Below are 24,939 nucleotides of genomic sequence, written 5' to 3' on the forward strand. Positions count from 1 at the left end.
ATGATCAACGCAGCTTCCCTACGGTTGACCAGCACCGTCGTTGGAGGAGGTCACCATGGGCGAGTTCGACGACAGTCGTCGTGGATCGAGAGCGGTCGTACCGATCCTGGCCGGCGTCCTCGCCGCGGCGCTGAGCCTGCTGCTGCTCGGGCATCGGGCGCTGCCCGGCTCGGCGGGTTCCCTGCTGGACAGTGCGCTGCCCTGGCTGGCCGCGCCGAGCGTGTTCCTGCTGCTGGTCACGATCCCGGCGCGGCGGGCCGGTGTGCTCGCGGCGTCGCTGGTGCCGACGGTGATCTGGGCGGTGCTGTTCGCCCCGACGCTGACCGATCACGCCCAGTCCGGGGAGCGGGATCTGCGGGTCGCGTCGCTCAACCTCGGCAAGGCCACGCCGGGTGAGGCGCTGCCGCCGCTGCTGGCCGCGCAACCCGACGTGCTGGTGCTCCAGGAGATCACTCTGGACAACCGGGATGCCGTGACGGCGACGGTGGCGGCGGTGTTCCCGTACCGCACCGAGACCGGGACGGTGGCGATCCTCAGCCGGTTCCCGCTGTCGGCGACCGAGCCGGTCGACATCCGGATCGGCTGGACCCGGGCGATCGCGACCACGGTGGCCACGGCCGGTGGCCCGGTTCGCGTTTACGCTGCTCACCTGGCCTCGATCCGGGCCGACATGACCGCGGACCGGGACCGTACGCTCGCCGCCCTGGCCGCCGCCGCGCACGCCGACCCGAGCCCGCGCCTGGTCCTGGCCGGCGACCTGAACACCGCGACCACCGACCGGCAGTTCGCCGCGTTCACCCCGCTGCGGGACAGCCAGCAGGAGGCCGGTGCGGGCTTCGGGTTCACCTGGCCGGCGGTGTTGCCGGTGGTCCGCCCGGACCACATCCTGGTGCGCGGCTTGGCCACCCGCCGTTCGTGGGTGCTGCGGGTGCCGGGCAGCGATCACCGCGCGGTGCTGGCCGACGTGGACACCACCGCGCTGCCGGCCGCTGCCGAGCCGTCCGGAACTGGTCAGTAAGCGGCCTGCACGCCGGCTTCCACGGTGAGCGTGCCGGCGGCGGTGTCGATGGTGGCGCGGCTGCCGAGCGGCACGGTCAGCTGGCCGGTGCCATGACCGACACGCAACCCGCCGAGCACCGGAACCCCCAAACTTCCCAACCGATCTTGTACGGCCTCAGCCGCCGTCCACTGCCCACCGGTCACCGGCGCGTTGGTGAACTGGCCCAGCGCCACCCCGGCCAGCCGCCGCAGCGCACCCGCCCGGATCAGGTGGGTCAGCATCCGGTCGTAGCTGTACGCGGACTCATCGGTGTCCTCGAGCAGCAGGATCGCCCCGCGCAGGTCGGGCAGGTCCCGGGTGTTCACACTGGTCTGCACCATGGTCAGGTTGCCGCCGAGCAGGGTGCCGGTGGCCGTGCCGGGGACGATCACCGCGGCGCTGGGCTCGGCCGGGTCGCGGGTCAGCACGATCGGGTCGGTGGTCATCACCGCCCGGCGCAGCGACTCGATCTCGGTGGGGCCGGTACGGGAGTCGGTCCAGTTGATCATCGGGCCGTAGAAGCTGACCAGTCGCGCCGCGGTCCACAGCCGGCCGCTGAGCACGGTCAGGTCGCTGAACCCGACGAAGACGCGCGGGTCCCGCTTGATCGCGGCGAGGTCGAGCCGGTCGATGATGCGCTGGGTGCCGTACCCGCCCCGGGCGGCGAAGACGCCTCGGACGCCGGGGTCGCGGAACGCCGCGTTCAGGTCGGCGAGCCGGTCCTCGTCGGTGCCGGCCAGGTAGCCGTACCGGTCGTACAGATGGGTCCCGGTCTCGACCACCAGACCGAAACTCTCCAAGATCTGGATGCCGCGGGCCACCCGGGTGTCCGGGATGCCGGCCGGTGCGACCACCCGGACCCGGTCACCGGGGCACAGTGCGGGGGCGCGGATCACGGCTCGTGCTCCTGCCTGTGCGGGTGTTCCGGTCGCGGCAGCGGCGGCGCCCGCGGCTGTCGCTGCGATGAGGGTACGGCGGGAGATCGTCACCCGCGGAACGTTGCCGGGACTCATCGCCGCAGTCAAGTATGTCGATGGGATGGTGCGTCACCGTTCTTCGTGCCAGGGCCGTCCTCCATCATCGCGTACCAGGGTGTGCCCCGGCTGCAGGTTCAGGACACCGATCAGGCTCTGGTCCTCGTCGACGGCGTGGTGCAGGTGTCCGATCCGGCCGGTGTCACCGTCCGCGCCGGACGCGCCGACCAGGTGCCACACGCCGTCCTCGGCGTGGTGGCTGACCCGCAGGGCCGGCTCGCGCTGCTCGAAGACCTCGGTGGACTGCACGGCGAGGGTGCCCAGCAGCCAGTGGCGCATCCAGTGGGCCCGCCGGTCGCGTTCCATCACCAGGTCGGTGACCCACCAGATGAACGGCAGGGTGTCGTGGGCGCGTGCCTGGTCCGCGGTCAGATCAGGGCCGCCCTCGGGGACCCGCTCGAACGGCTCGTCGGTGAGCGCGTACGCGATGCCGTCGTCGTTGACGAAGATGACCGCGTGGAACGAGCCGCCACCGGGGTTACCGGCGCCGATCCCGACCGTCAGGTGGCCGACGTGCGGGTCGGCGCCGGTGGTCCAGCCGAACGCGTACGAGGCCATCTCCCCGCGCGGCGAGACGAACTCCCCGAACGCTCGCCGATCCATCCCGGTCACGTCCGCTGTGGGCACCTCGACCAGCGCACCCTCCACCACCTGGATCTCCACCCGGGCACGATAGCCGATCAAGATCAGGCGCTATCGCGGCAGCGTCTCAGTGTCGTTGAGTTCGACGCGGCTGGTCCCGGCCGTCAGCGAGTCGACGATCGTCGCGCGGCCGTTCCCGTACTCCGGTGATGCTGCGGGCGAGCGCGTCCCACCGCGCGACGGTCCTGGCCAGGTCGAACCGAGGCCGCGCCTCGGCCGGTGGCACCGCGGGGGAGCTCACCACGGCGAGCACCGCGACCCACGACGCCACCGCCATCAATCGCCGTCTCATGGCGGTTCAACGGTCCGGGGGCCCGGGTGGTCACGGTGCTCTCAACCGGCCGGCAACCGCGGTCGCAACGGGCCGCGGTCAGCGTGGCGTCGTGTTCGTGGTCGAGTCCCGCTCGGGCCCGTGCCCGCGCGCGGTGGACTGAACCGGGTCAGCCGGGCGGGGCGTGGTGGCAGACCGCTTCGAGGTTGATGCCGTGCGGGTCCAGGACGAAGGCGCCGTAGTAGTCCTCGTGGTATTCCGGGTGGACCGCGGGCGGCAGCATCGCGACGGCGCCCGCCCGGAGCGCGGCGTCGTGAAACGTGGCCACCGCGTCGCGGGTGTCGACGGTGAAGGCCAGGTGCATGTTCGTGCCGACGATGCCGCCGTCGATGAGCCAGAAGTACGGCTTGACGCCGGCCAGACCGAAACCGGTCATCGCGGTCGGCTGGTTCGGTGTCGCGTGCGGCGGGATCTCGAGCATTTTCGTGATCCCGATGGCGGCCAGCACGGGTTCGTAGAAGGCCACGGCGGCGGCGAGGTCGGGCACGGCGACGTTGAGGTGATCGATCCGGGATCCCGAGCGGTCTGGTTTCATCACCGCAGCCTGTCCGGAATTCCGGACATCGGGTGACCGCAATCCTTGAGCTCCGGAATTTCCGTCACGAGTCCACGATATTGCAAAGAATCGTCTAACTATTGCGTACGTGTGACCGGCACTGCCACGATGGCCATCGATATCCGTCGCCGTCCCCGTCTCGGCTCGACAGGAGTTCCCATGGCTGTATCCCGGCGTACCCTGCTGTCCTCCGCCGCCCTCGCCCCCGCCGCCGCGCTGCTGAGCGGCACCGAGCGGGCCGCCGCCGCGTCCCCCGCCGGTGACGTCGTCGGCAAGGTCACCGTCGGCTACCAGGGCTGGTTCGCGGCCCCCGGTGACGGCGCGCCGATCGGCGGCTGGTGGCACTGGAGCCGTGACCGTTTCCAGCCGCCGTCGCCGGCCAACACCACGATCGTGTCCTGGCCCGACGTCCGCGACTACGCGCACACCTACCCGACCGCGTACCCGAATCTCGGCAGCGGCCAGCCGGCCGTCCTGTTCTCCTCCTACGACCAGCAGACCGTCGACACGCACTTCGACTGGATGCGCACCTACGGCATCGACACCGCGGCCCTGCAACGGTTCAACCCGGTCGGCGACGAGGGGCCGACACGCGACGCCATGGCACTCAAGGTCCGCGGCGCGGCCGAGCGTTCCGGCCGCAAGTTCTATGTGATGTACGACGTGAGCGGCTGGTCGAGCATGCAGTCCGAGATCAAGGCCGACTGGACGGCGAAGATGTCGGCGCACGCCGCGTCCAGCGCCTACGCCCGGCAGAACGGCAAACCGGTCGTCTGCATCTGGGGTTTCGGCTTCAACGACGAGAACCACGCGTTCACCCCGGCCGCCTGCCTGGACGTGATCACCTGGTTCAAGGCGCAGGGCTGTTACGTGATCGGCGGGGTGCCCACCTACTGGCGGGAGGGCAAGAACGACAGCCGCACCGGGTTCCTCGACGTCTACCGCGCGTTCCACATGCTCTCGCCGTGGATGGTCGGCCGCACCGGTGACCTGGCCGGGCTGGACTGGTTCTACGCCAACGTGAACACCGCCGACCAGGCCGACTGCACCGCGCACGGCATCGACTACCAGCCGTGTGTGCTGCCCGGTGACCTGTCGGCCGGGCATCGGCGGCACGGCGACTTCTACTGGCGCAGCGTGTACAACATGGTCCGGCTCGGGGCACAGGGTCTCTACGTGTCGATGTTCGACGAGTTCAACGAGGGCAACCAGATCGCCAAGACCGCGGAGACGGCCGCCTCGGTGCCCGCCGGGACCGGCGTCCGCGCGCTCGACGAGGACGGCACGTACTGCTCCGCCGACTACTACCTGCGGATCACCACGGATGCCGGCCGGATGCTGAAGGGCCAGATCGCGCTTACCGCCGTACGCCCGACTGCGCCCACCCTGACCACGCCGCCGCCGCAACCGGGCGGCGATCTCGCGGCCCGGAAACCGATGTCCGCAAGCAGTACCAAGGACCAGTATGTCGCGGCCAACGCGGTCGACGGCGACGCCGGCAGTTACTGGGAGAGCGCCAACGGCGTCTTCCCGCAGTGGATCCAGGTCGACCTGGGCGCCGCGATCCCGGTCGCCCGGGTGGTGCTCAGGCTCCCGCCGTCGTGGGGTGCGCGCAGCCAGACCCTGGCGGTGACGGGCAGCACCGACGGTTCCTCGTTCGGGACGCTGGCGGCAGCGGCCGGGCGGGTGTTCGACCCGGCCGCCGGCAACACCGTGACCGTGGTGTTCCCGGCGGCGACGGCCCGCTACCTGCGGGTCACCGCGACCGCGAACACCGGCTGGCCGGCCGGGCAACTCTCCGCGCTGGAGGTCTACGCCAGCTGATCGCTCCCGGTCAGATGCGGAAGCCGCTGATCACCTGCTGCAGCTCCGCACTGATCCCGGTCAGCTCCTGCACCGTCGCGGTCGCCTCGCCCAGCGACGCCGTGGTCGTCTGCGCCGCGCTGGCCACCCCGGTGATCGTGCCGGCGATCTCGGTGCTGCCATGTGCCGCGTCGCTGACGCTGCGGCTCATCTCACCGGTGGTCGCGGTCTGCTCCTCGACGGCCGACGCGATGGTCAACTGGTAGTCGTTGATCCGGGCGATGATCTGCGAGATCTCCCCGATCGCGGCGACCGCGTCGACGGTGTCGGACTGGATCGCGGCGACCCGCTTGGAGATGTCGTCGGTGGCCCGCGCGGTCTCCTGGGCGAGATCCTTGACCTCGCTGGCGACGACCGCGAAGCCCTTGCCCATCTCGCCGGCCCGGGCCGCCTCGATGGTGGCGTTCAGCGCGAGCAGGTTCGTCTGTTCGGCGATCGCGGTGATCGTCTTGACCACGTTGCCGATCTCGGCGCTGGAGTCGCCGAGCTTGGAGACGGTGGTGTTGGTGGTCGCGGCGACGGTCACCGCCTCGGCGGCGACCCGGGCGGCCTGGTTGGCGCTCTCGGCGATCTCCCGGATCGAGACGCCCATCTCCTCGCTGCCGGCCGCGACCGTCTGCACGTTCATCGACACCGTTCCGGCGGCGGTCGCGACGGTGTCCGCCTGGGTCGCGGCGTCCCGGGCCGACTCGCCGATCCGGTCGGTGGCGCTGGTCAGCCGCTGCGTGCTCTGCCCGAGGACCCGCGAGCTGGCGGTCAGCCGCCCGACCATCTCCCGCAGCGCGTCCCGGGCCACGTTGACCGCGACGGCCATCGCGCCGAGCTCGTCGCGGACCTGGACCTCGGCCGGCACGGTGAGGTCGCCGTGCGACACCGCGGCGAGCGAGTCCGAGACGCTGCCGAGCTGCCGGACGATGACCCGGCAGACGAACGCGCCGAGCCCGACCGCGAGGGCCAGCGCGATCCCCATGAAGAGCAGCATCTGGTTGCGGGCGCCGCCCGCCGAGTCCTCGGCTTCCGTGGTCGCCGTGCCGGCCTCGGCGGCCTCGGTCTCCTGGAGTTTGGTGATCGCGTCCGTCAGCTTCGTCTGGGTCTCGGTCCAGGCGGCCGTGATCTGATCGGCGGCCGGTGTCTCGAAGCCGCTGGCCGGGGCCTCCCGGAACAGCACCACATCACGCAGGTTCTGGAAGTAGGTGAACGACTCCTCGACTTGCTGCGCCGCCGCCAGGCGGTCGGTCGATCCGGCCGCCAGTGTCTGGTACGACGTGAGCGCCGCGGCGAACGCGTCGTCCGCGTCCTTGACCATCCCGCGGGACGTGGGCTTCTGTGCCGCCGGGACGGCCATCCAGCCGAACGTGGCCTGCCAGGCGTCGCTCGACGCGCCCCGCAGCGTGCTGAGCTGGACCAGTGCGTCGACGTGCCCGTCCTTCATCTGTTTGACGTCGTCGCTGAGGCCGTTCATCCGGTTGATGCCCAGGACGCCGATCGCGAGCGCCGCGGCCGCCACGGCCAGCACGGAGGCGAAGATCTTCGTACCCACTCGGAAGTCGGCGAGCCGCCCCGCCAGCGCGTTCCGTTCCGCGGTGACCTGTTCCATCGTCGGTCGCACACCCATGCTCATCGGTTGTTCCCCCTCGGTGTGCGCAGTACCGCCCGACATCTTCAGATTCGGCCGGAGATGAGACTATGTGAGGAAAATCCACGATCGTGGCGCAATGGCGACTGCCATCCCCGGCGCGGTGTAGTTCCATCGACGGATGCGACCCTCGTCCTACGCCAACGGTCTGGCCGGCACACCGCTGCTCGGCGAGACCATCGATGCCAACCTGCGCCGCACGGTGGCCCGGCACGGCGACCGGGAAGCCCTGGTCGACCTGCCCACCGGCCGGCGCCTCACCTACACACAACTGGACACCGCCGTCGACGAACTCGCCCGTGGCCTGCTCGCGGCCGGTGTCACCACCGGCGACCGGGTCGGCATCTGGGCGCCGAACTGCGCCGAGTGGTTCCTCGTGCAGTACGCGACCGCGCGGATCGGCGCCGTCCTGGTCACCATCAACCCCGCCTACCGCACCCACGAGCTGCGCTATGTGCTGGAGCAGGCGTCGATCAGCACGCTGATCGCGGCGGTCGAGCACAAGGGCAGCGACTACCGCGCGATGATCCACGAGGCCCGGCCGGGGCTGGCGGCCCTGCGCCGGGTCGTGCTGATCGGCGACGAGTCGTGGGCGGACCTGATCGCCGGCGCGGGCCGTGCACAGGTCTGCGCGGACCTGTCCTTCGACGACCCGATCAACATCCAGTACACGTCGGGCACCACCGGCTTCCCCAAGGGCGCCACGCTGAGCCACCACAACATCCTCAACAACGGCTTCTTCGTCGGCGAGGCGATGAGCTACACGGAGCAGGACCGGGTCTGCGTGCCGGTGCCGTTCTACCACTGCTTCGGGATGGTGATGGGCAACCTCGCCGCCACCTCGCACGGCGCCTGCGTCGTCATCCCGGCGCCCGGTTTCGACCCGGCGGCGACGCTGCGGGCCGTCCAGGAGGAGAGATGCACGTCGTTGTACGGCGTACCGACGATGTTCATCGCCGAGCTCGGGCTGCCCGAGTTCCGCACCTACGACCTGTCGTCGCTGCGTACCGGGTGCATGGCCGGCTCGCCCTGCCCGGTCGAGGTGATGAAGCGGGTGATCGGCGAGATGAACATGCGCGACGTGACCATCGCGTACGGCATGACCGAGACGTCACCGGTCTCTACCCAGACCCGCAGCGACGACACGCTGGACCGGCGTACCGGCACGGTCGGCCGGGTGCATCCGCACCTGGAGGTGAAGGTCGCCGACCCCAAGACCGGCCGCCCGGTGCCGGTCGGCACGCCGGGGGAGCTGTGCACCCGCGGGTACTCGGTGATGCTCGGGTACTGGGAGCAGCCGGACCGGACCGCCGAGGTGATCCGCGACGGCTGGATGCACACCGGTGACCTGGCCACCATGGACGACGAGGGTTACCTGGCCATCGTCGGCCGGATCAAGGACCTGGTCATCCGCGGCGGCGAGAACATCTACCCCCGCGAGGTCGAGGAGTTCCTGCACGCCCATCCGGACATCCTGGACGCCCAGGTGATCGGAGTCCCCGACGAGAAGTACGGCGAGGAGCTGATGGCCTGGGTCCGGCTGCGCGACGGCGCCACACCGCTGACCGCCGAGGCGCTGCGCGAGTTCTGCGCCGGTCGCCTGGCCCACTACAAGATCCCGCGGTACGTCCACGTCGTCGCGGAGTTCCCGCTCACCGTCACCGGCAAGGTCCGCAAGGTCGAGATGCGCGAGGAGGCGATCCGGCTCCTCGGCGCCGCCGATCAGTGGCGCTGAGGATGCGCGGCGGCGGGGTCAGGCCGCGAAGATGGTGTGCAGCGCGGCGATGCGTCCGTCCCGGACGGTGATGATGTCGATGCCCCGGGCGGCCGGCTCGCCGTCGGCCGGGCCGAACGTCCAGCCGAGCGCGCCGGTCTCCGCGCTGGCGTAGCGCTTGCCGTCCTCGGCGAACACGAACGTCGGCGGCACCTCGGCGAGCAGCCCGCCCGCCTTCGCCTCCAGCGCGTCCCAGCCGTGCACCGCGCCCTCGGGGTCGGTGAACACCACGTCCTCGGTGTAGATCCGCTCGATCGCCGCGCGGCGGGTCACGGCGTCCCGGTTGCCGAACACGTCGATCAGGTTCGCGGTCAGCAGGTCGGTCACGGTGGGCATCAGCGGTCTCCCGGCTCTCGTTCCGTACAAGATCAAGGATTCTAGACACCGGCTCGCCCGGCGGCGGAAGAATATCGGTGAGAAGCCGCAGCACTCGCGCCCGCTGGTCGATCAGCAGGTGTCCAGCGGTGTCAGCCGACGGCCGAGCAGAGGGAGGTCGGATGTCCGCCCAGCCACCCGAGGCGCACCCCGGCACCCACGACGTCGGCTGGTGGGAGCAGTTCGAGAGCGCGTCCGGCCGGTTCGACGCGGCGATCCTCACCACCGGGCTGACCGAGCTGCTGCTCCCGAAGATCACCTCGCAGCTGCTGCAGCGGGAGGCGATCATCGCGGCCGACATCGCGATCATGTACCGGAACAAGCCGAACAGCGAGGGGCTGCGCGACCGCTACGACGCCGCCGCGCACCGGCTCCGCGAGACGATCGGCCGGCTCGCCGACCGGGACATCGACCGGACCACCCTGCTCGAGGCCGAGGCGGTCTCCTGGGTCATCGACGGCGACTTCGCGCACGCGGCCGCCGAGATCGAGGCCCGGGTCGGCACGGTCGTGCTGCTGCGCGTCTTCGTCGCCGCGCTGCGCGTCGCGCACCTGGACGTCAACGTCACCGCGCAACTGCTGAACGGCGGACGCACCCCGGCCGAGTCCATCTACGCCGGAAAGATCCTCGGGAAGTACGGCTACTGGCCGGACTGGCTGCACAACCTGGTCGTCGAGCACGCCATGGCCGGCACCCTGACCGACGAGTTCGTGGCCGCGCTCGACCTGTGCGCGTTCGCCACGCTGCGCTCCACCCAGGCGCGCCTGGCCCGCCAGCTGCTGCGCCAGGAACCTGAGGCGATCAACAACGCGGCACGGACCCTGGAGACCATCGGCGAGATCGAGATCGCGGCCCGGCTGCGCGAGGGTGACATGGGCGCTGTCGCGTTCGCCGCCCGGTTCGCCTCGGTGTGACGGACACGTGACAGGGTCCGCGCGGTAAAGGTTTTCACGACTGCGGTAGAACATGACCATGACGGAGACGGTTGAACGGCCAGTGGCCGACACGCGCGAGGCGATCGAACAGGGCCGTACCGCGCTCGGGATCGAACTGGGCTCCACCCGGATCAAGGCGGTGCTGATCGGGCCCGGTCACGAGGCGATCGCGGTCGGCAGTCACGACTGGGAGAACCAGTTCGTCGACCGCACCTGGACGTACTCGCTCGACGCGGTCTGGTCCGGCCTGCAGGCGTGCTTCGCCGCGCTCGCCGCCGACGTGCGCGAGCAGTACGGCGTCGAGCTGCGCGGCACCGGCGCGCTCGGCGTCTCCGCGATGATGCACGGCTACCTGGCCTTCGACGCCGAGGGTGAGCTGCTGACCCCGTTCCGCACCTGGCGCAACACCAACACCGGCGACGCGTCCGAGCAGCTCAGCGAGCTGTTCGGGTACAACATCCCGCACCGCTGGAGCATCGCGCACCTCTACCAGGCGGTGCTCAATCGCGAGGAGCACGTCGGCCGGCTCGCCCACCTGACCACCCTGGCCGGGTACGTGCACTGGAAGCTCACCGGCCAGCAGGTCCTGGGTGTCGGCGACGCCAGCGGCGTGTTCCCGATCGACACCGCCACCGGTGGCTACGACGCCGGCATGCTCGCCCAGTTCGACCAGCTGGTGGCCGGTCGCGGCCTGTCCTCGCCGCTGGCCGAGCTGCTGCCCGCGGTGCTGCCCGCCGGCGAGGCGGCCGGCACGCTCACCGCGGACGGCGCGCGCCTGCTCGACCCGAGCGGCACCCTGCAGCCGGGCGCCGCGCTGTGCCCGCCGGAGGGCGACGCCGGCACCGGCATGGTGGCCACCAACTCGGTGGCCCGGCGCACCGGCAACGTCAGCGCCGGCACCAGCATCTTCGCGATGATCGTGCTGGACGGGCCGCTGAGCCGGATGCACCCCGAGGTCGACCTGGTCACCACCCCGGCCGGCGACCTGGTCGCGATGGTGCACTGCAACAACGGCGCCAGCGAGCTCAACGCGTGGGCCGGGCTGTTCGCCGAGTTCGCCACCGCGCTCGGTGCCAAGGCGGACACCAACACGGTCTTCGAGACGCTCTTCCGGGCCGCGCTGGACGGGGCACCGGACGGCGGCGGCCTGATGGCGTTCAACAACCTGTCCGGTGAGCCGATCACCAAGCTGCACGAGGGCCGGCCGCTGTTCCTGCGGGTGCCGGGCAGCTCGCTCGACCTGGCCACGTTCATGCGCACCCAGCTGTACGCCGCGCTGGCCACCCTGCGGATCGGCATGGACGTGCTGCAGAAGGCCGAGTCGGTCCAGCTGGACCGGATGTTCGCGCACGGCGGGCTGTTCAAGACCGAGGGCGTGGCGCAGAAGCTGCTCGCCGCGGCGATCAACACGCCGGTCTCGGTCGGTGACCTGGCCGCCGAGGGTGGGGCGTGGGGCATCGCGATCCTGGCCGCGTTCCTCACCGACCGGCAGCCGGGCCAGAGCCTCGACGACTTCCTGACCGGCACGGTCTTCGCCGGCGCGCGGCTGGACACGGCGGCTCCGGACGCCGTCGACGTGGCCGGTTTCGACGCGTTCATGCAGCGCTACGTGGCCGCGCTGCCGGTGCAGCAGGCGGCGGTCGACCACACCTGAGTCGTGGGTGACACCGGCCGGATCCGGCTTGCCAGCGGAGACGGCCGGTGTTTACCGTCGGGGTGCCGGGTGAGAGGCGCTGCGACGGGCGATGGTCCGCCACGCTCATCCGGTTCCCGATCCAAGGGCGCCTCCTGACCAGAGGAGGCGTGACATGACGACCGCGACAGGTCTGACCACTCCCGGACACGTGCGCCGGCCGCGCGTCGGGTTGCTGACCCTGACCGCTGCCGCGTTCCTGTCGGTGACCACCGAGATGTTGCCGACCGGGCTGCTGCCCGCGATCGGTGAGAGCTTCGACGTGCCGGTCTCCCGGGTGGGGTTGCTGGTCACCGCGTACGCGTTGATGGTCGCTGTTTTCGCGGCCTCGATCGGAGCCGCGACCGTAAGGATTCCGCGGCGCCGGCTGCTCACCCTCGCGCTGGTGGGCTATGCGATCACCAACGGGGCCACCGCGATCGCGGGCAGCTTCGGTGTCGCGCTCGCCGCCCGGGTGGCCGGTGGCATCGTGCACGGACTGTTCTGGGCGATCGCGGCCGGTTACGCGGCGCGGCTGGTCCCGCCGGACCGGATCGGCCGGGCGGCCACGTTCGTCTTCGCCGGTGGCACGGTCGCGTTCGTCGCCGGTGTCCCGGCCGGCACCTCGCTCGGCGAGCTGGTCGGCTGGCGCACCACGTTCGGGCTGTTCGCCGGGCTGTTCGCGCTGCTCGCGGTCGCGGTCCGGTGGCTGCTGCCGGCGCTGCCGGGCGCGGAGGCCGGCTCGGTGGTGCGGCTGCGCACGGTGCTGCGGCTGCCCGGCATCGCCACCGTGGTGGCCACCACCGTCGTGATCAACCTGGGTTTCTACACGTTCTACACGTATGTCGCGCCGTTCCTGCGGCAGGCGGGCGTGTCCGAGACCGCGATCGGTCCGGCCCTTCTGGTGTACGGCGTGGCCAACGGCGTCGGCCTGTTCCTGGCCGGCGTCATCGTCGACCGCCGTCCGCGCTCCGGCATCGTCACCTCGGTGAGCCTGCTGATCGCCGCGCTGGTCCTGGCGAGCGTCGCGGGCAGCAGCGTGCCGGCCCTGCTGGCGCTGGCCGTGTGCGGGCTCGCGGGCGGCACCATGCCGGTGTTCCTGCAGGCCGCCGCGCTGCGAGTGGCCCCCGCCGCACCGGACGCGGCGTCCGGGCTGACCGCGGCGGCGTTCAACGTCGGCATCGGCGGGGGAGCGCTGCTGGGCTCGGCCACGATAGGGGTGGGCGGGGTGCCGGGCCTGGCGGTGGTGGGCGCGCTGCTGGCCGCCGCCGCGCTGGCCGTCGTCGTGTTCGGCAGTCGCCTGGCGTTCCCACCCCGCCCGGCCTGAGGCGAGGCGAGGCGCGTGTGAAGTAATGGTGCGGAGCGCACCATTACTTCACACGCTATCGGTCAGGACCCGGCTTGGTCCTGCGCGTTCTTCGCGACCCGGACCAGCTCCACCAGGCCACCCGCGTACTCCTGGGCCTCGGCGTGCGCCTCGTCGAACGGCGGCTGGAAGCCGACGCCCTCCCACTCCTGCGTCGCTTCGTTCCAGCGGTCGTTGCCCACCTCGAAGTCCCACGCGTCGATGCCCAGCTCATAATAGAGCTGGTCAGCGGAGTTCCCGGCGGCCGAGTAGAGCACGTCGGCGACCGGCCCGGTGTACGCCGGCCAGGTCACCGTCCCGCGCTCGGCGGCGATCGCACCGACGATCCGCCGGGCACTGTCCAGGAAGAACTTGGACTCGTCGATGGTCGGGCGGGGCAGCGTGACCCGGCCCTCGGCCTTGTACGACCCGGGCGGCCACATGAAGTAGCCGCCGTAGGAGTGCACGTTCATCGCGAACCGGATGTTCGGATGCGCGGACGCCAGCGCGATCACGTTGCTGCTCTCCGCCTCGGAAAGTTCCGCGGTGCCGGCATACGTCCCGGACAGGCAGTTCGCGTTGCCACCGACATATCCGTCGAAATACGAACCGACCGTGTAGTTGCGGTTCAGGTCGACGCCCCACGAGTCGCGGTACCGCGGATCGCGGTTCGCCCCGGTGCAGTGGTTGACCAGGTTCTTCCGCTGGAAGTTGAAGTCGTTGAACGAGTAGTTCGCGCCGTCCGGGTTGACCGTCGGAACCACGAAGACGTCCACGTTGTCGACCAGTTCCCGGGTGGCCGGATCGGTCGCGTAGTTGGCCAGCAGCCGCTCGGCCAGCTCCAAGGTCACCAGCGGCGTCGCCCACTCCCGCGCGTGCTCCTGCGAGTAGGCCAGCACACCGATCTTGGAACCGTCACGGACCTTCCCGATCCGCAGCGCCTGCACGGTCCAGGGCTTCTGCGACACCTCGGTGCCCTTGAGCCCGTCGTCGAGGCGGACCGGCGCGACCACCGGCATCGGCAGTCCGGCCGAGCCGGTTTCCACGACCGCGCGGAACCGCTGCGGGTATTTCGCGGAGATGAAGGCCGCGACGTCATCGGTGGTGCTGATCGTCTTGCCGGCACCGTCGGTGGCGAGCCGGACCGTCAGGACCCGATCAGCGTACGACGCGGAGAGCGCCCGATTCGGCGCGCCGGGATCGACGGTGCGCACCTGCACACCGTTCATGCTCTGGTCACCGAACTTGACCGACTCCACCACCACCGCGGCCACGGCGGGGTCACCCAGATAGGCGACAGCGTTCCGCCGGTAGCCCTGGGTCTTGTTCGGCAGGTTGATCACGTCGACGAGCTTCGGGTACTGCCGGGCCAGCCGCTTGATCCGCGCGGCGATGTCGGCCGGCGTCATGTACGCCGCGATGAAGTCCTTCTGGTACCCGGCCGGCGTGGGCGGCGGCGTCGCACCGGGCCAGGTCGCCGGGGTGACCGCGCGGGACGTCCCGCCGAGGCTCGACGACGCGGTGACCGTCACCGGCTTGCCGGGCAGCGGCTGCGGCAGCGCGTAGTGGTACTGGTACTCGCCGGAGTCCTCGAACCGCACCAGCGGGTACGTGCCGGTCGTACCGTCGGCGGTCTTCCAGGTCACGGTGATCTCGACGTCCGGATCGTCGGTCGCGGTCGTCGCGACCTGCGTCTGCAGGAACGTCTTCCCGTTGGTGGTCCACCAGTACGCCTGAAGGAACTGCAGCGTGTCGGCCTGCAGCCGGGTGATCCCGGCCGGTTTCCGGGCGGCCGCGTCGGACTCGCGCTCGATCAGCTGGACCGGCACGGCCCCGCTCGCGGTCAGCGTGCGAAGCTGCGCGTCGTCGACGACCAGGTCGGCCAGCACGGCGCCGGAGTCGGTCCGGGGCCGGGCGGCCAGGTCTGCGCCGGAGGCGACCAGGCGGTCCAGGGTGGCCTGATCGGGTAACCGGAACCGGATCAGCGCGTGCTCGCCGGCGCTGAGCGAGATCGCGGGTGCCGCGGTGGCGGCGGGTTCCGCGTTCGCCGGGGGTGCGGCGAGCGCGGCACCCAGGGTGAGGGCGGCGGCGGTGGCCGCCCAGCGGGCTCGGGATGACATCCAGCCTCCTGAGGTATTGAAGGACGTAACTTCACCCCATCGGGTCGATCGACGAATGTCAACATCACAGATTCCGTACGGGATGATGCGCACGGAAGTTCGGATGGCACCGGGCGCTAACCTGCCGGGCTATGGTCCCGATCGACGCGAAGCTGGTCCGCGTGCACGCCGGCCATCTCGACCTGCTCCGGGCCCGGCTCGGCCGGCTCGGGACGAGCGTGCAGCGCTTCGAGCAGGACCAGGCCGCGTTCGGGGTGCGCTGCGGGTGGATCCTGACCGGGCTGGGCGACCGTACGGTCCGGCAGGGCGAGCTGATCGCCTACATCGAGGAGACCCTGGTCCTGTTCGTGCAGGGCTTCGCCCGGGTGGCCGACGGCCGCGAGCTGCTCTCCGACATGATCGGGATGCCCGCGTCGTCCTCCGCCGTCGACCATCCCTCCTCCGAAGGTGCCGCGGCCGAAGCCATCGACGACGTGCTGCACATGGTGGCGCGCCGGGACTGGGTGGCGCCGATGCTGGCCGAGGCGGCGCCGGTGGCCGAGTTCGCGGTGCCGGTCGGCGAGGGGATCGGCGTGCTGCGGGCCGGCGGGCTGGACGGCGCGATGACCGGCATCCCGCCGCTGCGGCAGATGCTCGACGACCTGACCGGGGCGCCCGCCGTGGTCGCCGAACAGGCCGGGCACTGGGACGCGATGGCCACCGAACTGGGCCGGATCGCCGCCGACCTGCAGGGCTACCTGGACCGGGACTTCGCCACGCGGGACCGGCCGGACGTGCGGGCCTACCTGGCCATCATGGCGAACAACGTGGTCGCCCTGCGGGGCCTGGCCGCGGCGGCGAACGGCATGACCGTGGTGACCAGAGCGGCCGGTGACCTGATCCTGCTGGCCCGGGACATCGTCCGCGGGCTGATCGGTGACCTGGTCGCCCGGGTGCTCGTCTGGGTCGCCGACCCGGTGGTGGTCCCGCTGCCGGTGCTGACCGCCCGGCTGGCCGCCGTGGTGGTCACCGCGTGGCGGGTCGACGCGTACATCACCGCCCTGGTGGTCAGCATCTCCGGCCTGTCCCGCTGCATCGACGGCTGATCCGGGCCGGGATACGTGCGGTACGGCAACGAATCGGCCGCACCGGTCACGGCCGTCGTCGGCGACGTAATTGGCAAGGGCCCGGAAGCGGCCAAGTTCACCGCCCTGGACCGCTACACCCTGCGCGCGGCCCGCTGCGCCACCCCGAGCACCAACCTGGCCACCCTCAACGCCGCCCTGCTCGGCCGGCACACTGACGACGCGACGACCGCCGGAGTCCGTCCGATCCTGGATGGCCTCGGCCCAGGCCTGCCGAGCTCGCCGCGCGGTCACACTGCGCTATCGAGTGGCCGTCGAGCCGATCATCAAATCAGGCGACAGCTCGGGCGGAGTCCGGCAGGATCGCCGGATGAACCGAACAGACATGCCGGCGACCTGGGATGAGCGAAGCACCCTGGTGGCGATGCTCGACTACGCCCGGGGCACTGTCCGAGCTAAATGCGAAGGCGTATCCACCGATAAGGCACGGCAGGCGCCGCTGCCGACGTCCCCGCTCATGACCATGTCCGGCCTGGTGAGTCACGTCCGTTGGGTCGAGTACTCGTGGTTCGAGGTGGTGTTTCTCGGCCATGACGACCAGGGGCCATGGACTGACGAGGATCCCGACCGGGAGATGCGGATCTCGCTCGACATCCCGCTGGGTCAACTTCTCGACGACTACGAAGCCCAGTCCGAGCGCTACCGCGACCTCGTTGCCGGCCTGGATCTCGACAGCCGCTCGCAGAAGACGATGAGTAATGGGCAGACCGTGACCTTGCGCTTTGTGCTCTTGCACCTCATCGAGGAGACAGCCCGCCACAACGGCCACCTCGACATCCTCCGAGAGATGGCAGACGGCGTCACTGGCATGTGACGGGAGCGGCTCGGGCCGCCGCATCGCTGTCACCCTCGGGCTGGCGGCCGGGGGTGTCTACCTGCTCGGTGAGCACCGGCGGACGCAGATCATCGATCACGGCCGTCCGACCCAGGGGGTCATCACCGCCGATCACGACACTGAGCTCCTCGGCTACACCATGACCATGACCGCGATGATCCCCGCTCCGCAGCACGTGACCAGCGAACTCTTCCGCGCTCCGGCCTTCGACGACCAGTCCGTCGAGAGCCAGGCCGAGGGCCGCAACGCCGAGACCATGCAGCGGCTGCGGCACCCGTTCGCGATCAACGCTCCGGCGCCGCGCTCCGGCGCCGGGGGCTACGTCACGTGCCCGAGCTGGCGCAGCTGGGAGAGCACGTCCACGACACCCCACAGGTCGACGATCTGGCCGTCGGCGAAGCGGAAGATGAAGGTCTCGGAGTAGCGGACCGTTCTGCCGACCGGCACATCACCACCTTCATCACCCGGCTCACCGCCGAACCCGCACAGCTGGCCGCGGCCAACAACAGCGTGCCGGACGCGATCGGTCAGGGCGCCGCCGGCGACCCCGCGCTCACGCGGCGACTCGCCGACATCGTCCGGCAGGAACACCGGGCCGTCGGCATCACCGAGGGCCTGTCACCGCAGGCCGACCTGGCCACCGAACCACGCTGGACCCGCATCAACGGCACGTTCGGCTCCGACCCGCAGAACGTGGGACGGCAGGTCCAGGCGTACGTCGAAGGAATGCAGAACGGCTCCGACGGACTCGGGAGCCGCTCGGTCGCGACGGTCACCAAGCACTGGGTCGGTTACGGCGCCCAGGAGAACGGCTACGACAGCCACTACTACTACGGCCGGTACGCGACATTCCCGGGCGGCGCCTTCGCCACCCACATCGTCCCCTACCTCGGCGCGTTCGACGCGGACACCGCCGGAATCATGCCGACCTACTCCATCCTCAAGGACCTCGTATACCAGGGCACGACCGTCCCGCAGGTCGGCGCCGGCTTCAACTCGTACCTGCTCAAAGAATTGCTGAGGGGCCGGTACGGCTTCGACGGGTGATCGTCTCCGACTGCGGCATCACCGGCGACTGCCCGCAGCAGTGCCGCGACACCCGTCCGCCGGCATCGTTCGTCGGCCCGTGGGGCGTCGGCATGCCCTGGGGCGCCGAGGACCTGACCGTGATCCAGCGTTTCGCCCTGTCCATCAACGCCGGCGTCGACCAGATCGGTGGCTCCGACGTGCCCGCCCACGTCGTCGCCGCCGTCGGCCAGGGCTTGCTCACCACCGCCCGGGTGAACCAGGCCGCACACCGGGTCCTGACCCAGAAGTCCGAAGACGTTCGAGCCATCGCCCGCTATCCGCGGGCCTGCGCCAAGCCGCTGGCGAACTCAGTCCCCGGCGCGGAGCGCATCGGAGATGGACTTCGCGCCGCCGTGCGAACTGGCACCGCAGACACCAGCATCCCGATCCCGTGAACGGAGCCTTCCATGGCATGCGCACACGCCGACCCGGACCCGGTCAATCGCACCTTTACCGCCTGGCTTCGGTCGCGAGAATCAGCACCACTCGTGGATCTTGATCCGCCGGTGGGCGGGGGTCGACGAGGCTTTTGGGTTATCCGCAGTTCGTTGTGGCCTCGTGCCGGCGGCGCCGATCATGTCGACAGGATTGCTTCGGCTACGGAATTCGGGCTGGTCAGCAAGGCCTCGTGGCCGCCGGGCACGAGGACCGGTTGCACACCGACCCGGGCTGCGAGTTCGGTGCCGGGGGCGGCCAGCGCTTTGTCGTCCTCGGCCAGCACATAGGTGACCGGCAGGCCGAGGGTGTGCACTCCCGGAAGGTCCAGCGCGTCCAGCATGTAGCCGCCGGGTTGCGGCATGAGCTGGTCGAAGACGAGCCGCTGCAGCGCCTCGGGCTCGCCGGGCATCAGGCCCTGCTGGAACGCGGCGAAGTCGAGTCCGATGGTGCTGTCGGGTGAGGCGGCGATGATGTCGGTGATAAAGCCCTCCATCGGTCCCATCGCTGCGGCCATCGATTCTCCCGGCCGCGGGATGAAAGCGCTGAAGTAGGCGAGGCCGGCGAGCCGGTCGCCCAGTCTGTGGGCGGCGCCGGTGATCGGGATTCCGCCCCAGCTGTGTCCGACCAGGACTACCTCCCGCAGGTCCCGGCGTTCGACCTCGGCGACGATGTGGTCGACTGCGTCGCTCAGCCGTAGTCCGGCCGGGTCGTCGCCCAGGCTCAGGCCGGGCATGGTGAGTGCGGTGGCGCCGTGGCCGGCCTCGCGGATCAGGTGTCCGACCGGGTGCCAGGACCAGCCACCGTGCCAAGCGCCTGGGATGAAGACGTAGTGCATCAGACCTCCAATTGATCAGAGCGCACTCTAGCGAGTGGAGGCCACTACACAGTTATGATCAAGGTCATGCCGCCCACTCGCCGCGCCGAATACGCCGCCCAGACCCGACAGGCGATCCTCGAAGCGGCTTTGTCCCTGTTCACGACTCAGGGCTATTTCGCCTCCAGGGTCGAGCAGATCGCCGGCGCCGCCCGCGTCGCTCCAGCCACGGTGTACGCCGTCGGCGGCGGCAAGAGTGGCCTGCTGCGCACACTGATCGAGTCCGCCGTGAATTCGCCGGAGAATGCCCGGATCCTCGCGGAGATCGAGTCCGCCACCGATCCACAGGGCCTGATAGCACTGATCGTCGCCACGTCCGGGGCGAAGTTCGGACAGTGGGCACCGCTGATGCGCCAGGTTGTCGCCGCAGCGCCCCAGGAGCCGGCGGTCCGCGAGAGCATGGAGATCGCCCACGGGGGGCTGCGTGGCGGACTGCGGCATACAGCCGGCCGCCTGGCCGCGCTGGGCGCCCTCCGCGACGGCCTGGACGCGGCTCAGGCCGCCGACATCCTCTGGCTCTATCTGTGCAACGCCGCCTATTTCGTCCGGACCGACGACCTCGGCTGGCCACTCGAGAAATCTGAAGCCTGGCTCACCGCGGTGCTGTCCCGCGAACTCCTACGCCCCTGATCAGCCGGCCGCTCGGTGGTCATGGACACCGGGCGCTCGAGTGCCTGGTCAACGCTGAGATTTGCAGGTCCGATCCGGCGAACCGTTCGGCGCGTTCATGCCGATAACGACACGTCCGCTTGAAGGACTGTCGGCGCCACTGGGTGGTCAAGATCCGCGAGTGGTGCTCGCAAAGTGGTGCCGAAAGTCGGCTCTGGCCCACTTTCGTGATGGACCGAAGTAAACGACACCGCCGCCCTGGTTGCCTGCGGCATCGCCGCCGGTCCCGCCGTGCTTGTCCCCGACGGCCCGCTCGCGGTCGGGAGGATTCACGAAAAGTGGGCCGGAACCCAGAACTCACGAACAAAGTCAACCACCCACAGCCCGTGTGGTGAGCGGGTGTTCTGGTTGGCCGCCGTCCGCGACGGCCAGCTCATCCATCACAGCGATCGCGGCTCGAACTATACGAGTTCGCGCTTCTCACAACGCCTGCAGGACAACGGAATCCGGCCGTCCATGGGCTCGGTCGGCGACTCTTGCGACCCTCCCACAGCCTCACCCGGTCAGGGTGGCGTCGACGAGCGCCTGGGCGCTTGCTGTCTGTACTGTCGGGCGTTCCTTCATCGCCGACTCCAAGAGGACCCGTGCCGAACGTCTTCCGCGCCCGCCTGACCCTGTTCGTACCCGTGCTGTGTCTGCTCGCCGGCGGTGCCGCCGGCTGCGATCCGTCCGATGGCCGGGATGTCCGGCCGAGCGCATCCGGCGCCGCCCCGGCGTCTGGCCGGGTGGACCTTCTTGCCGGGGACTGGAGTCACTTGCCGGGAGGGACCGTCGGGTCCGGTGGCGTGCGTATCCATGGCCTGGGACGGCAGATCGTGCTTCAGGACGGCACGGGCGGGCAACCCCATCCGCCGGTGAACCTGCGCGGCCCGCAGCTCAAGGTTCGCGGCGACTTCCAGGTCAGTGCGACGGTGCACCGTCCGGCCGGCCAGACCGCGTCGCTGTACTTGTACGGCGAGGTGCCGATCGTCTACGACGAGTGGCGACAGAACCGGCGGGGCCTGCGAGTCGCGGTCTCGGAACGCGAGCTGAGCCTGACCGTCTGGGATGGCCGTTCCGCCGCGCCGGTCGCGGACCGAACCGCGTCGGTCACGTCACCCGCCACGGTCACCGTCACGTTTGAACGGCACGGCGGCGACCTGGCGCTGTCCGCCGGCGACACCCGCGTGGCCGTCCCGGATCCGGGGATATTCGACGCCGGTTCCGTCATGTTCGGGGTCGACGCGGTGCCCGGCGCGCCGGATTGGACCCTGGCAGCGCTGGAGGCGACGGCGCGCGACGGCGGCGTCGCGGTCCGTGACACTCCGATGACGGGGCAGTCGACCCAGCCCTCGGACTCCCTGCGTGGCCTGGCTGAGGCCACCGGCCGCAGGCTACCGATCGGGGCCGCGATGGCGGCCGAACCACTGGTCAGCGACGACGGCTACCGCGCCCTCGCCGCCACCCAGTTTTCGATGCTCACCACCGAGAACGCCCTCAAGCCCCAGTTCGTACACCCAGGGCCGGACACTTACGATTTCGCGGAGGGTGACCTGCTGGTCGACTTCGCGGCTGCCAACGACATGAAGGTGCACGCGCACACCCTGGTCTTCGGGGAGGCCAACCCGCGCTGGATGCAGCAGGTCGCCCTCGCCGACCGGGAACGCGTGATGACCGAACATGTCAGGACCGTCGTCGGTCACTACCGTGGCCGGGTCGCGGAGTGGGACGTCGTCAACGAACCACTGTCACCGGACGATGACGGACCCGACGGCGGTCCCGGTCTGCGCGAGCACCTGTGGCAGGAAGCGATGGGCGAGTCGTACATCGACAAGGCGTTCACCGCCGCCCACGCCGTCGACCCCGAGGCGAAGCTGTACCTCAACGAGTTCGGCGCCGAGGCCGACGGCCCCCGCTGGGACGCCTTGTACGCCCTGGTCGTCCGCCTCAAGGGGCGTGGAGTGCCCATCGACGGGGTCGGCTTCCAAAGCCATATCCACGAAGCCGGTGACCACATCGACCCCGCAGTGCTCCGGTCCCACATCGCCGCGCTGGCCGAACTCGGCCTGTCCGCGCGCATCTCGGAGATCGACGTGTACGGCGAATCGCCACGCGTCCAGGCCACCCAGTTCGCCGGCGTGCTCGGCACCTGCCTGTCCGAGCCGACCTGCACCTCGTTCAGCATCTGGGGCATCACCGATCGCTACGGCTCCACCGCCGAACACGACAGCTACCCACTCGAAACCGGCGACGAACTGCCGTGGGACCAGCGACTACACCCGAAGCCCGCTGTCGCCGCCCTGCGGGACACCCTACGAACCGCCCGCCGGTGATGATCCCCTAATTCTGCAACCCGATGTCGTTGCTCACGGCGTCCGCGAGGTCCCCGTGCCCCAGCGCGCCCGCAAAGCGCTGCGCATCTGGATCGAGGAACGCGGCCGCGAACCGGACCGCTGTGGCTCGGCCAGCGCGGCCCGCTGACCATCTCCGGCATCACCCAGGTGGTCCTCGCCGCCGGCGCCGAGATCACCGACCTGCGCCCGCACCGGCTACGCCCACACCTACGCCACCCGGCTCCGCCAGGGCGGCGCCGACCCCGCCCAGATCCAGGCCCTGCTCGGGCACGCCTCGGTCGAAACCACCGGACTGTACTTCCGAGCCGGCACCACCGAACAGGCCGCCGTCATCGAGCGCATCTTCGGCAACTAAAAAAGGCCGGCTGCTCCGTCACCTTCATCTAGCCTCGGTCTTTCGTTTGGCTACGAGTTCATAGCTGCTGGTCGATTGATTTGATGCGCGGGATTTCATCTGTTTTGTGGGCACGGTAAAGGCCCGGCGCGTGGCCGGGTTCCTCCGTGATCGTGGTCGGTGCGTGAGTCGTAGGGTCAGCCGGTGGGCTGGGGTAACGCGGCGAGATTGGTGAATGCGCTGGTCAGGGCGCCGGTCCAGGGCCAGTTGGTGGCGATGGCGAGGCGGGTCCGCCGGGCGGTGCGGGTGATCCGGGCGGCGACGTGCAGCAGCCGGTAGCGCAGTTTCTTGGGTTCGGCGGTTGCCAGGTCGCCGTCCAGGAGCAGGGCCTGGGTCCAGGCGAGCAGATCGATGCCGGTCAAAGCGACCTGTAACCAGGCCTGATTGATCGCGAAGACGCGGGATGGGAACCGCCCGAAGCCGGTGTTCTTGCCGGTTCGGATCTTGTCTTCGACCCTGGCGTGAGCCCGGTGGCGGGCTTCCAGGTACTGGATGCCGCCGTGGCCGGCAGGGGTGTCGGTGGCGACGACCTGATGCCGCCATCCTTCGATGGTGTCGAACAGTGACAGCTGCGCACCGGGGTGCGGGCGTTCCCGGCGGACCACGAACCGGGTGCCTTCCGGCCAGCCGGCCGCCTGGAACATGCCGGTGATCTCACAGACCTCGGCGTGTTCACGCAGGTCACCATCGGCGTCGACTGCGGGGGCCCAGTCGGTCACGGCCTGGATGGCTTGCCGGACCGGTTCGGTGATGGCCGCGCCGACACTGAACCTGATGTCGAGGTGGCGGTCACGTAAGGCCCGGATGTGGGCGAGGAAGCCGTGGCTGGAACCGGCGGAGTCACTGCGCAGCAGGATCGGGGTGCCGTGCCGGACAGCGTCGGGGACCTGCTCGAGAGCCTGGTCGAGCACGGTGATGTGGTCGGCGGTGGTGTTGGAGCCGGCCCGGCCTTCGCGCAGCAGGCCGGCGAGGGCTTCGCCGGTGTTGTCCAGGAAGCAGAGCAGGGGGTGGAAGCCGAAGGTCTTCTTCCAGGTGCGGGTCGCCGACTCCTTTTCGGAGTGGCAGATCACGATGGTCGCGTCGATGTCGAGAACCAGGCCGTCGACACGCCGGCCGGCGACCATGGGTTGTGGCAGGTCCCCACGGACCTCGGCGTGCTGGGCCCAGGCGACCTCACGCGCCCGGGCTCGGGCGGCCCGCAGCTCGGCCAGCACCGTGGCGTCGAGCTGCGAAAACAGCCGCCACGCGGTCGGGTCGGACGCGACCGGCCCGAACAGGCCGGGCTGATCTCGCAGCACGGCCAGGTCGGCGATGGCCTCGCCGCCGTCGGCGAGCAGCACCGCCAGATCCACGGCGATCCTACCCGGGTCATGGCCGCCCCGCCGCTGACGCAGCACGGCCAGAGCCTCACTGAAAGCGCTGCTCAGAACAGTTGCGTCGGTGAGATCAGCGAGGAGTCGGGTGCCGGCATGACCGACCACGCCCCGCCCGTCCCCGGACACGATGATCTTCGGACGTGTTCGGGTAGTCTTCACCCAGCAAGTGCCTTCCGTGACGGGTTAACAGGACTCTCGACAAGCCCTATTTTCCCTGATCAGAGGGCACTTCGCCATTTTCGGCCCAGTCCTTGGACACCCCTTAATGAAGGGCCGAGGTTAGGTGCCTTTCTTCAGATCGCCGGTCTCGTCGACCAGCAGGATCCCGTCCGGGTGGCCGAGCCGGGCCGTCACGAAGTCCCGCACGTCGGCGCGGATCTCGGCGTCGTGCCAGCTCGCCCAGCTGGTCAGGTCCTGCATACCGCCCGGACCGTCGTCACCGGCGTGCTCGGCGATCGTCCAGCAGTTCTTGGTCGGTAGCGGGGCGAGGAGCCCGGCGATGAAGT

24 protein-coding genes and 2 pseudogenes are annotated in these 24,939 nt (G+C 70.2%); 14 read left to right on the plus strand and 12 right to left on the minus strand.

Features of this window, described 5'->3' with window-relative positions:
* The first annotated feature begins 55 nt into the window (after positions 1-55).
* Positions 56-1,018: an endonuclease/exonuclease/phosphatase family protein gene (locus ADL15_RS35265; RefSeq protein WP_067700373.1), complete on the plus strand. Its 963-nt coding sequence runs from the start codon at positions 56-58 to the stop codon at positions 1,016-1,018.
* Here the strand turns inward: ADL15_RS35265 and ADL15_RS35270 are convergent.
* From ADL15_RS35270 to ADL15_RS35285, 4 genes are all read right to left on the minus strand, one after another.
* Positions 1,012-1,935, minus strand: a complete 924-nt coding sequence (locus ADL15_RS35270) for a S66 peptidase family protein (RefSeq protein WP_067700376.1) — start codon at positions 1,933-1,935, stop codon at positions 1,012-1,014. The genes ADL15_RS35265 and ADL15_RS35270 overlap by 7 nt on opposite strands.
* Before the next feature lie 150 nt (positions 1,936-2,085).
* Positions 2,086-2,757 (minus strand): hypothetical protein, encoded by a 672-nt coding sequence (locus ADL15_RS35275; protein WP_232344746.1) that lies wholly within the window; start codon positions 2,755-2,757, stop codon positions 2,086-2,088.
* A gap of 25 nt (positions 2,758-2,782) precedes the next feature.
* Positions 2,783-3,007 (minus strand): hypothetical protein, encoded by a 225-nt coding sequence (locus tag ADL15_RS53435; RefSeq protein WP_157441804.1) that lies wholly within the window; start codon positions 3,005-3,007, stop codon positions 2,783-2,785.
* Positions 3,008-3,155: 148 nt separating this feature from the next.
* Positions 3,156-3,581: a VOC family protein gene (locus ADL15_RS35285; RefSeq protein ID WP_067700382.1), complete on the minus strand. Its 426-nt coding sequence runs from the start codon at positions 3,579-3,581 to the stop codon at positions 3,156-3,158.
* Between the two features lie 180 nt (positions 3,582-3,761).
* Here ADL15_RS35285 and ADL15_RS35290 point away from each other — a divergent pair, with 180 nt between their 5' ends.
* Positions 3,762-5,426, plus strand: coding sequence for a discoidin domain-containing protein (locus tag ADL15_RS35290; protein WP_067700385.1), 1,665 nt, complete (start codon positions 3,762-3,764; stop codon positions 5,424-5,426).
* A 10-nt stretch (positions 5,427-5,436) separates the two neighbouring features.
* Here the strand turns inward: ADL15_RS35290 and ADL15_RS35295 are convergent, their stop codons facing one another.
* Positions 5,437-7,086, minus strand: a complete 1,650-nt coding sequence (locus ADL15_RS35295; protein WP_232344747.1) for a methyl-accepting chemotaxis protein — start codon at positions 7,084-7,086, stop codon at positions 5,437-5,439.
* Between the two features lie 136 nt (positions 7,087-7,222).
* Here ADL15_RS35295 and ADL15_RS35300 point away from each other — a divergent pair, with 136 nt between their 5' ends.
* A complete protein-coding gene (locus ADL15_RS35300; protein WP_067700392.1) occupies positions 7,223-8,836 on the plus strand; it encodes an AMP-binding protein in 1,614 nt (537 codons plus the stop codon).
* An 18-nt stretch (positions 8,837-8,854) separates the two neighbouring features.
* Here ADL15_RS35300 and ADL15_RS35305 read toward each other — a convergent pair whose 3' ends face one another.
* A complete protein-coding gene (locus ADL15_RS35305; protein ID WP_067700395.1) occupies positions 8,855-9,211 on the minus strand; it encodes a nuclear transport factor 2 family protein in 357 nt (118 codons plus the stop codon).
* Between the two features lie 161 nt (positions 9,212-9,372).
* On the opposite strand from ADL15_RS35305, the gene ADL15_RS35310 reads away from it, so the two are divergent.
* From ADL15_RS35310 to ADL15_RS35320, 3 genes are all read left to right on the plus strand, one after another.
* Entirely contained in the window at positions 9,373-10,164 is a 792-nt protein-coding gene (locus ADL15_RS35310; protein WP_067700398.1) for a hypothetical protein, read from the plus strand.
* A gap of 58 nt (positions 10,165-10,222) precedes the next feature.
* Positions 10,223-11,839, plus strand: a complete 1,617-nt coding sequence (locus ADL15_RS35315) for a xylulokinase (RefSeq protein WP_232344748.1) — start codon at positions 10,223-10,225, stop codon at positions 11,837-11,839.
* A 154-nt stretch (positions 11,840-11,993) separates the two neighbouring features.
* Positions 11,994-13,184: an MFS transporter gene (locus tag ADL15_RS35320; protein WP_067700404.1), complete on the plus strand. Its 1,191-nt coding sequence runs from the start codon at positions 11,994-11,996 to the stop codon at positions 13,182-13,184.
* A gap of 62 nt (positions 13,185-13,246) precedes the next feature.
* Here the strand turns inward: ADL15_RS35320 and ADL15_RS35325 are convergent, their stop codons facing one another.
* Positions 13,247-15,322 carry a M14 family zinc carboxypeptidase gene (locus tag ADL15_RS35325; protein WP_067700407.1) on the minus strand — a complete coding sequence of 692 codons (2,076 nt, stop codon included), beginning with the start codon at positions 15,320-15,322 and terminating at the stop codon, positions 13,247-13,249.
* A gap of 131 nt (positions 15,323-15,453) precedes the next feature.
* On the opposite strand from ADL15_RS35325, the gene ADL15_RS35330 reads away from it, so the two are divergent.
* The 3 genes from ADL15_RS35330 to ADL15_RS35335 are packed head-to-tail and all read left to right on the plus strand — an operon-like array spanning position 15,454 to position 17,260.
* Complete coding sequence (locus tag ADL15_RS35330) at positions 15,454-16,407, plus strand: hypothetical protein (RefSeq protein ID WP_083972190.1); 954 nt, start codon at positions 15,454-15,456, stop codon at positions 16,405-16,407.
* A 15-nt stretch (positions 16,408-16,422) separates the two neighbouring features.
* Positions 16,423-16,791, plus strand: a complete 369-nt coding sequence (locus ADL15_RS57185) for a SpoIIE family protein phosphatase (protein WP_157441806.1) — start codon at positions 16,423-16,425, stop codon at positions 16,789-16,791.
* Positions 16,694-17,260: a DinB family protein gene (locus tag ADL15_RS35335; protein ID WP_232344749.1), complete on the plus strand. Its 567-nt coding sequence runs from the start codon at positions 16,694-16,696 to the stop codon at positions 17,258-17,260. Before ADL15_RS57185 ends, ADL15_RS35335 begins: the two co-directional genes overlap by 98 nt.
* Here the strand turns inward: ADL15_RS35335 and ADL15_RS57190 are convergent.
* A complete protein-coding gene (locus ADL15_RS57190) occupies positions 17,247-17,555 on the minus strand; it encodes a hypothetical protein (RefSeq protein WP_198171148.1) in 309 nt (102 codons plus the stop codon). The two genes, ADL15_RS35335 and ADL15_RS57190, sit on opposite strands and share 14 nt — an antisense overlap.
* A gap of 44 nt (positions 17,556-17,599) precedes the next feature.
* The gene (locus ADL15_RS57195) at positions 17,600-17,872 is read right to left on the minus strand and encodes an ester cyclase (RefSeq protein WP_394326968.1); all 273 of its coding nucleotides are present in this window, start codon (positions 17,870-17,872) and stop codon (positions 17,600-17,602) included.
* Here ADL15_RS57195 and ADL15_RS35345 point away from each other — a divergent pair.
* Together ADL15_RS35345 and ADL15_RS35350 are read left to right on the plus strand one after the other, a co-directional pair.
* The gene (locus ADL15_RS35345; protein ID WP_067700416.1) at positions 17,792-18,328 is read left to right on the plus strand and encodes a glycoside hydrolase family 3 N-terminal domain-containing protein; all 537 of its coding nucleotides are present in this window, start codon (positions 17,792-17,794) and stop codon (positions 18,326-18,328) included. The genes ADL15_RS57195 and ADL15_RS35345 overlap by 81 nt on opposite strands.
* Positions 18,325-18,744, plus strand: a complete 420-nt coding sequence (locus tag ADL15_RS35350; protein ID WP_067700419.1) for a hypothetical protein — start codon at positions 18,325-18,327, stop codon at positions 18,742-18,744. The genes ADL15_RS35345 and ADL15_RS35350 overlap by 4 nt, the downstream gene beginning before the upstream one ends.
* A gap of 179 nt (positions 18,745-18,923) precedes the next feature.
* On the opposite strand, the gene ADL15_RS35355 is transcribed toward ADL15_RS35350, so the two are convergent.
* Positions 18,924-19,622 (minus strand): alpha/beta hydrolase, encoded by a 699-nt coding sequence (locus tag ADL15_RS35355; RefSeq protein WP_067700422.1) that lies wholly within the window; start codon positions 19,620-19,622, stop codon positions 18,924-18,926.
* Positions 19,623-19,676: 54 nt separating this feature from the next.
* Here ADL15_RS35355 and ADL15_RS35360 point away from each other — a divergent pair, with 54 nt between their 5' ends.
* From ADL15_RS35360 to ADL15_RS55900, 3 genes and pseudogenes are all read left to right on the plus strand, one after another.
* A complete protein-coding gene (locus tag ADL15_RS35360; protein WP_232344750.1) occupies positions 19,677-20,291 on the plus strand; it encodes a TetR/AcrR family transcriptional regulator in 615 nt (204 codons plus the stop codon).
* 824 nt (positions 20,292-21,115) lie between these two features.
* On the plus strand, positions 21,116-22,642 hold the full coding sequence (locus tag ADL15_RS35365) for an endo-1,4-beta-xylanase (RefSeq protein WP_232344751.1): 1,527 nt from the start codon (positions 21,116-21,118) through the stop codon (positions 22,640-22,642).
* Between the two features lie 235 nt (positions 22,643-22,877).
* A pseudogene (locus tag ADL15_RS55900) lies at positions 22,878-23,018 on the plus strand (tyrosine recombinase XerC); the annotation flags it as partial.
* A gap of 176 nt (positions 23,019-23,194) precedes the next feature.
* On the opposite strand, the gene ADL15_RS35370 reads toward ADL15_RS55900, so the two are convergent.
* Entirely contained in the window at positions 23,195-24,592 is a 1,398-nt protein-coding gene (locus ADL15_RS35370; protein ID WP_067700427.1) for an IS1380 family transposase, read from the minus strand.
* Positions 24,593-24,718: 126 nt separating this feature from the next.
* A pseudogene (locus ADL15_RS35375) lies at positions 24,719-24,939 on the minus strand (IS701 family transposase); the annotation flags it as partial.

This window comes from Actinoplanes awajinensis subsp. mycoplanecinus (genome assembly GCF_001509495.1).
Taxonomy (GTDB): Bacteria; Actinomycetota; Actinomycetes; order Mycobacteriales; family Micromonosporaceae; genus Actinoplanes; species Actinoplanes palleronii.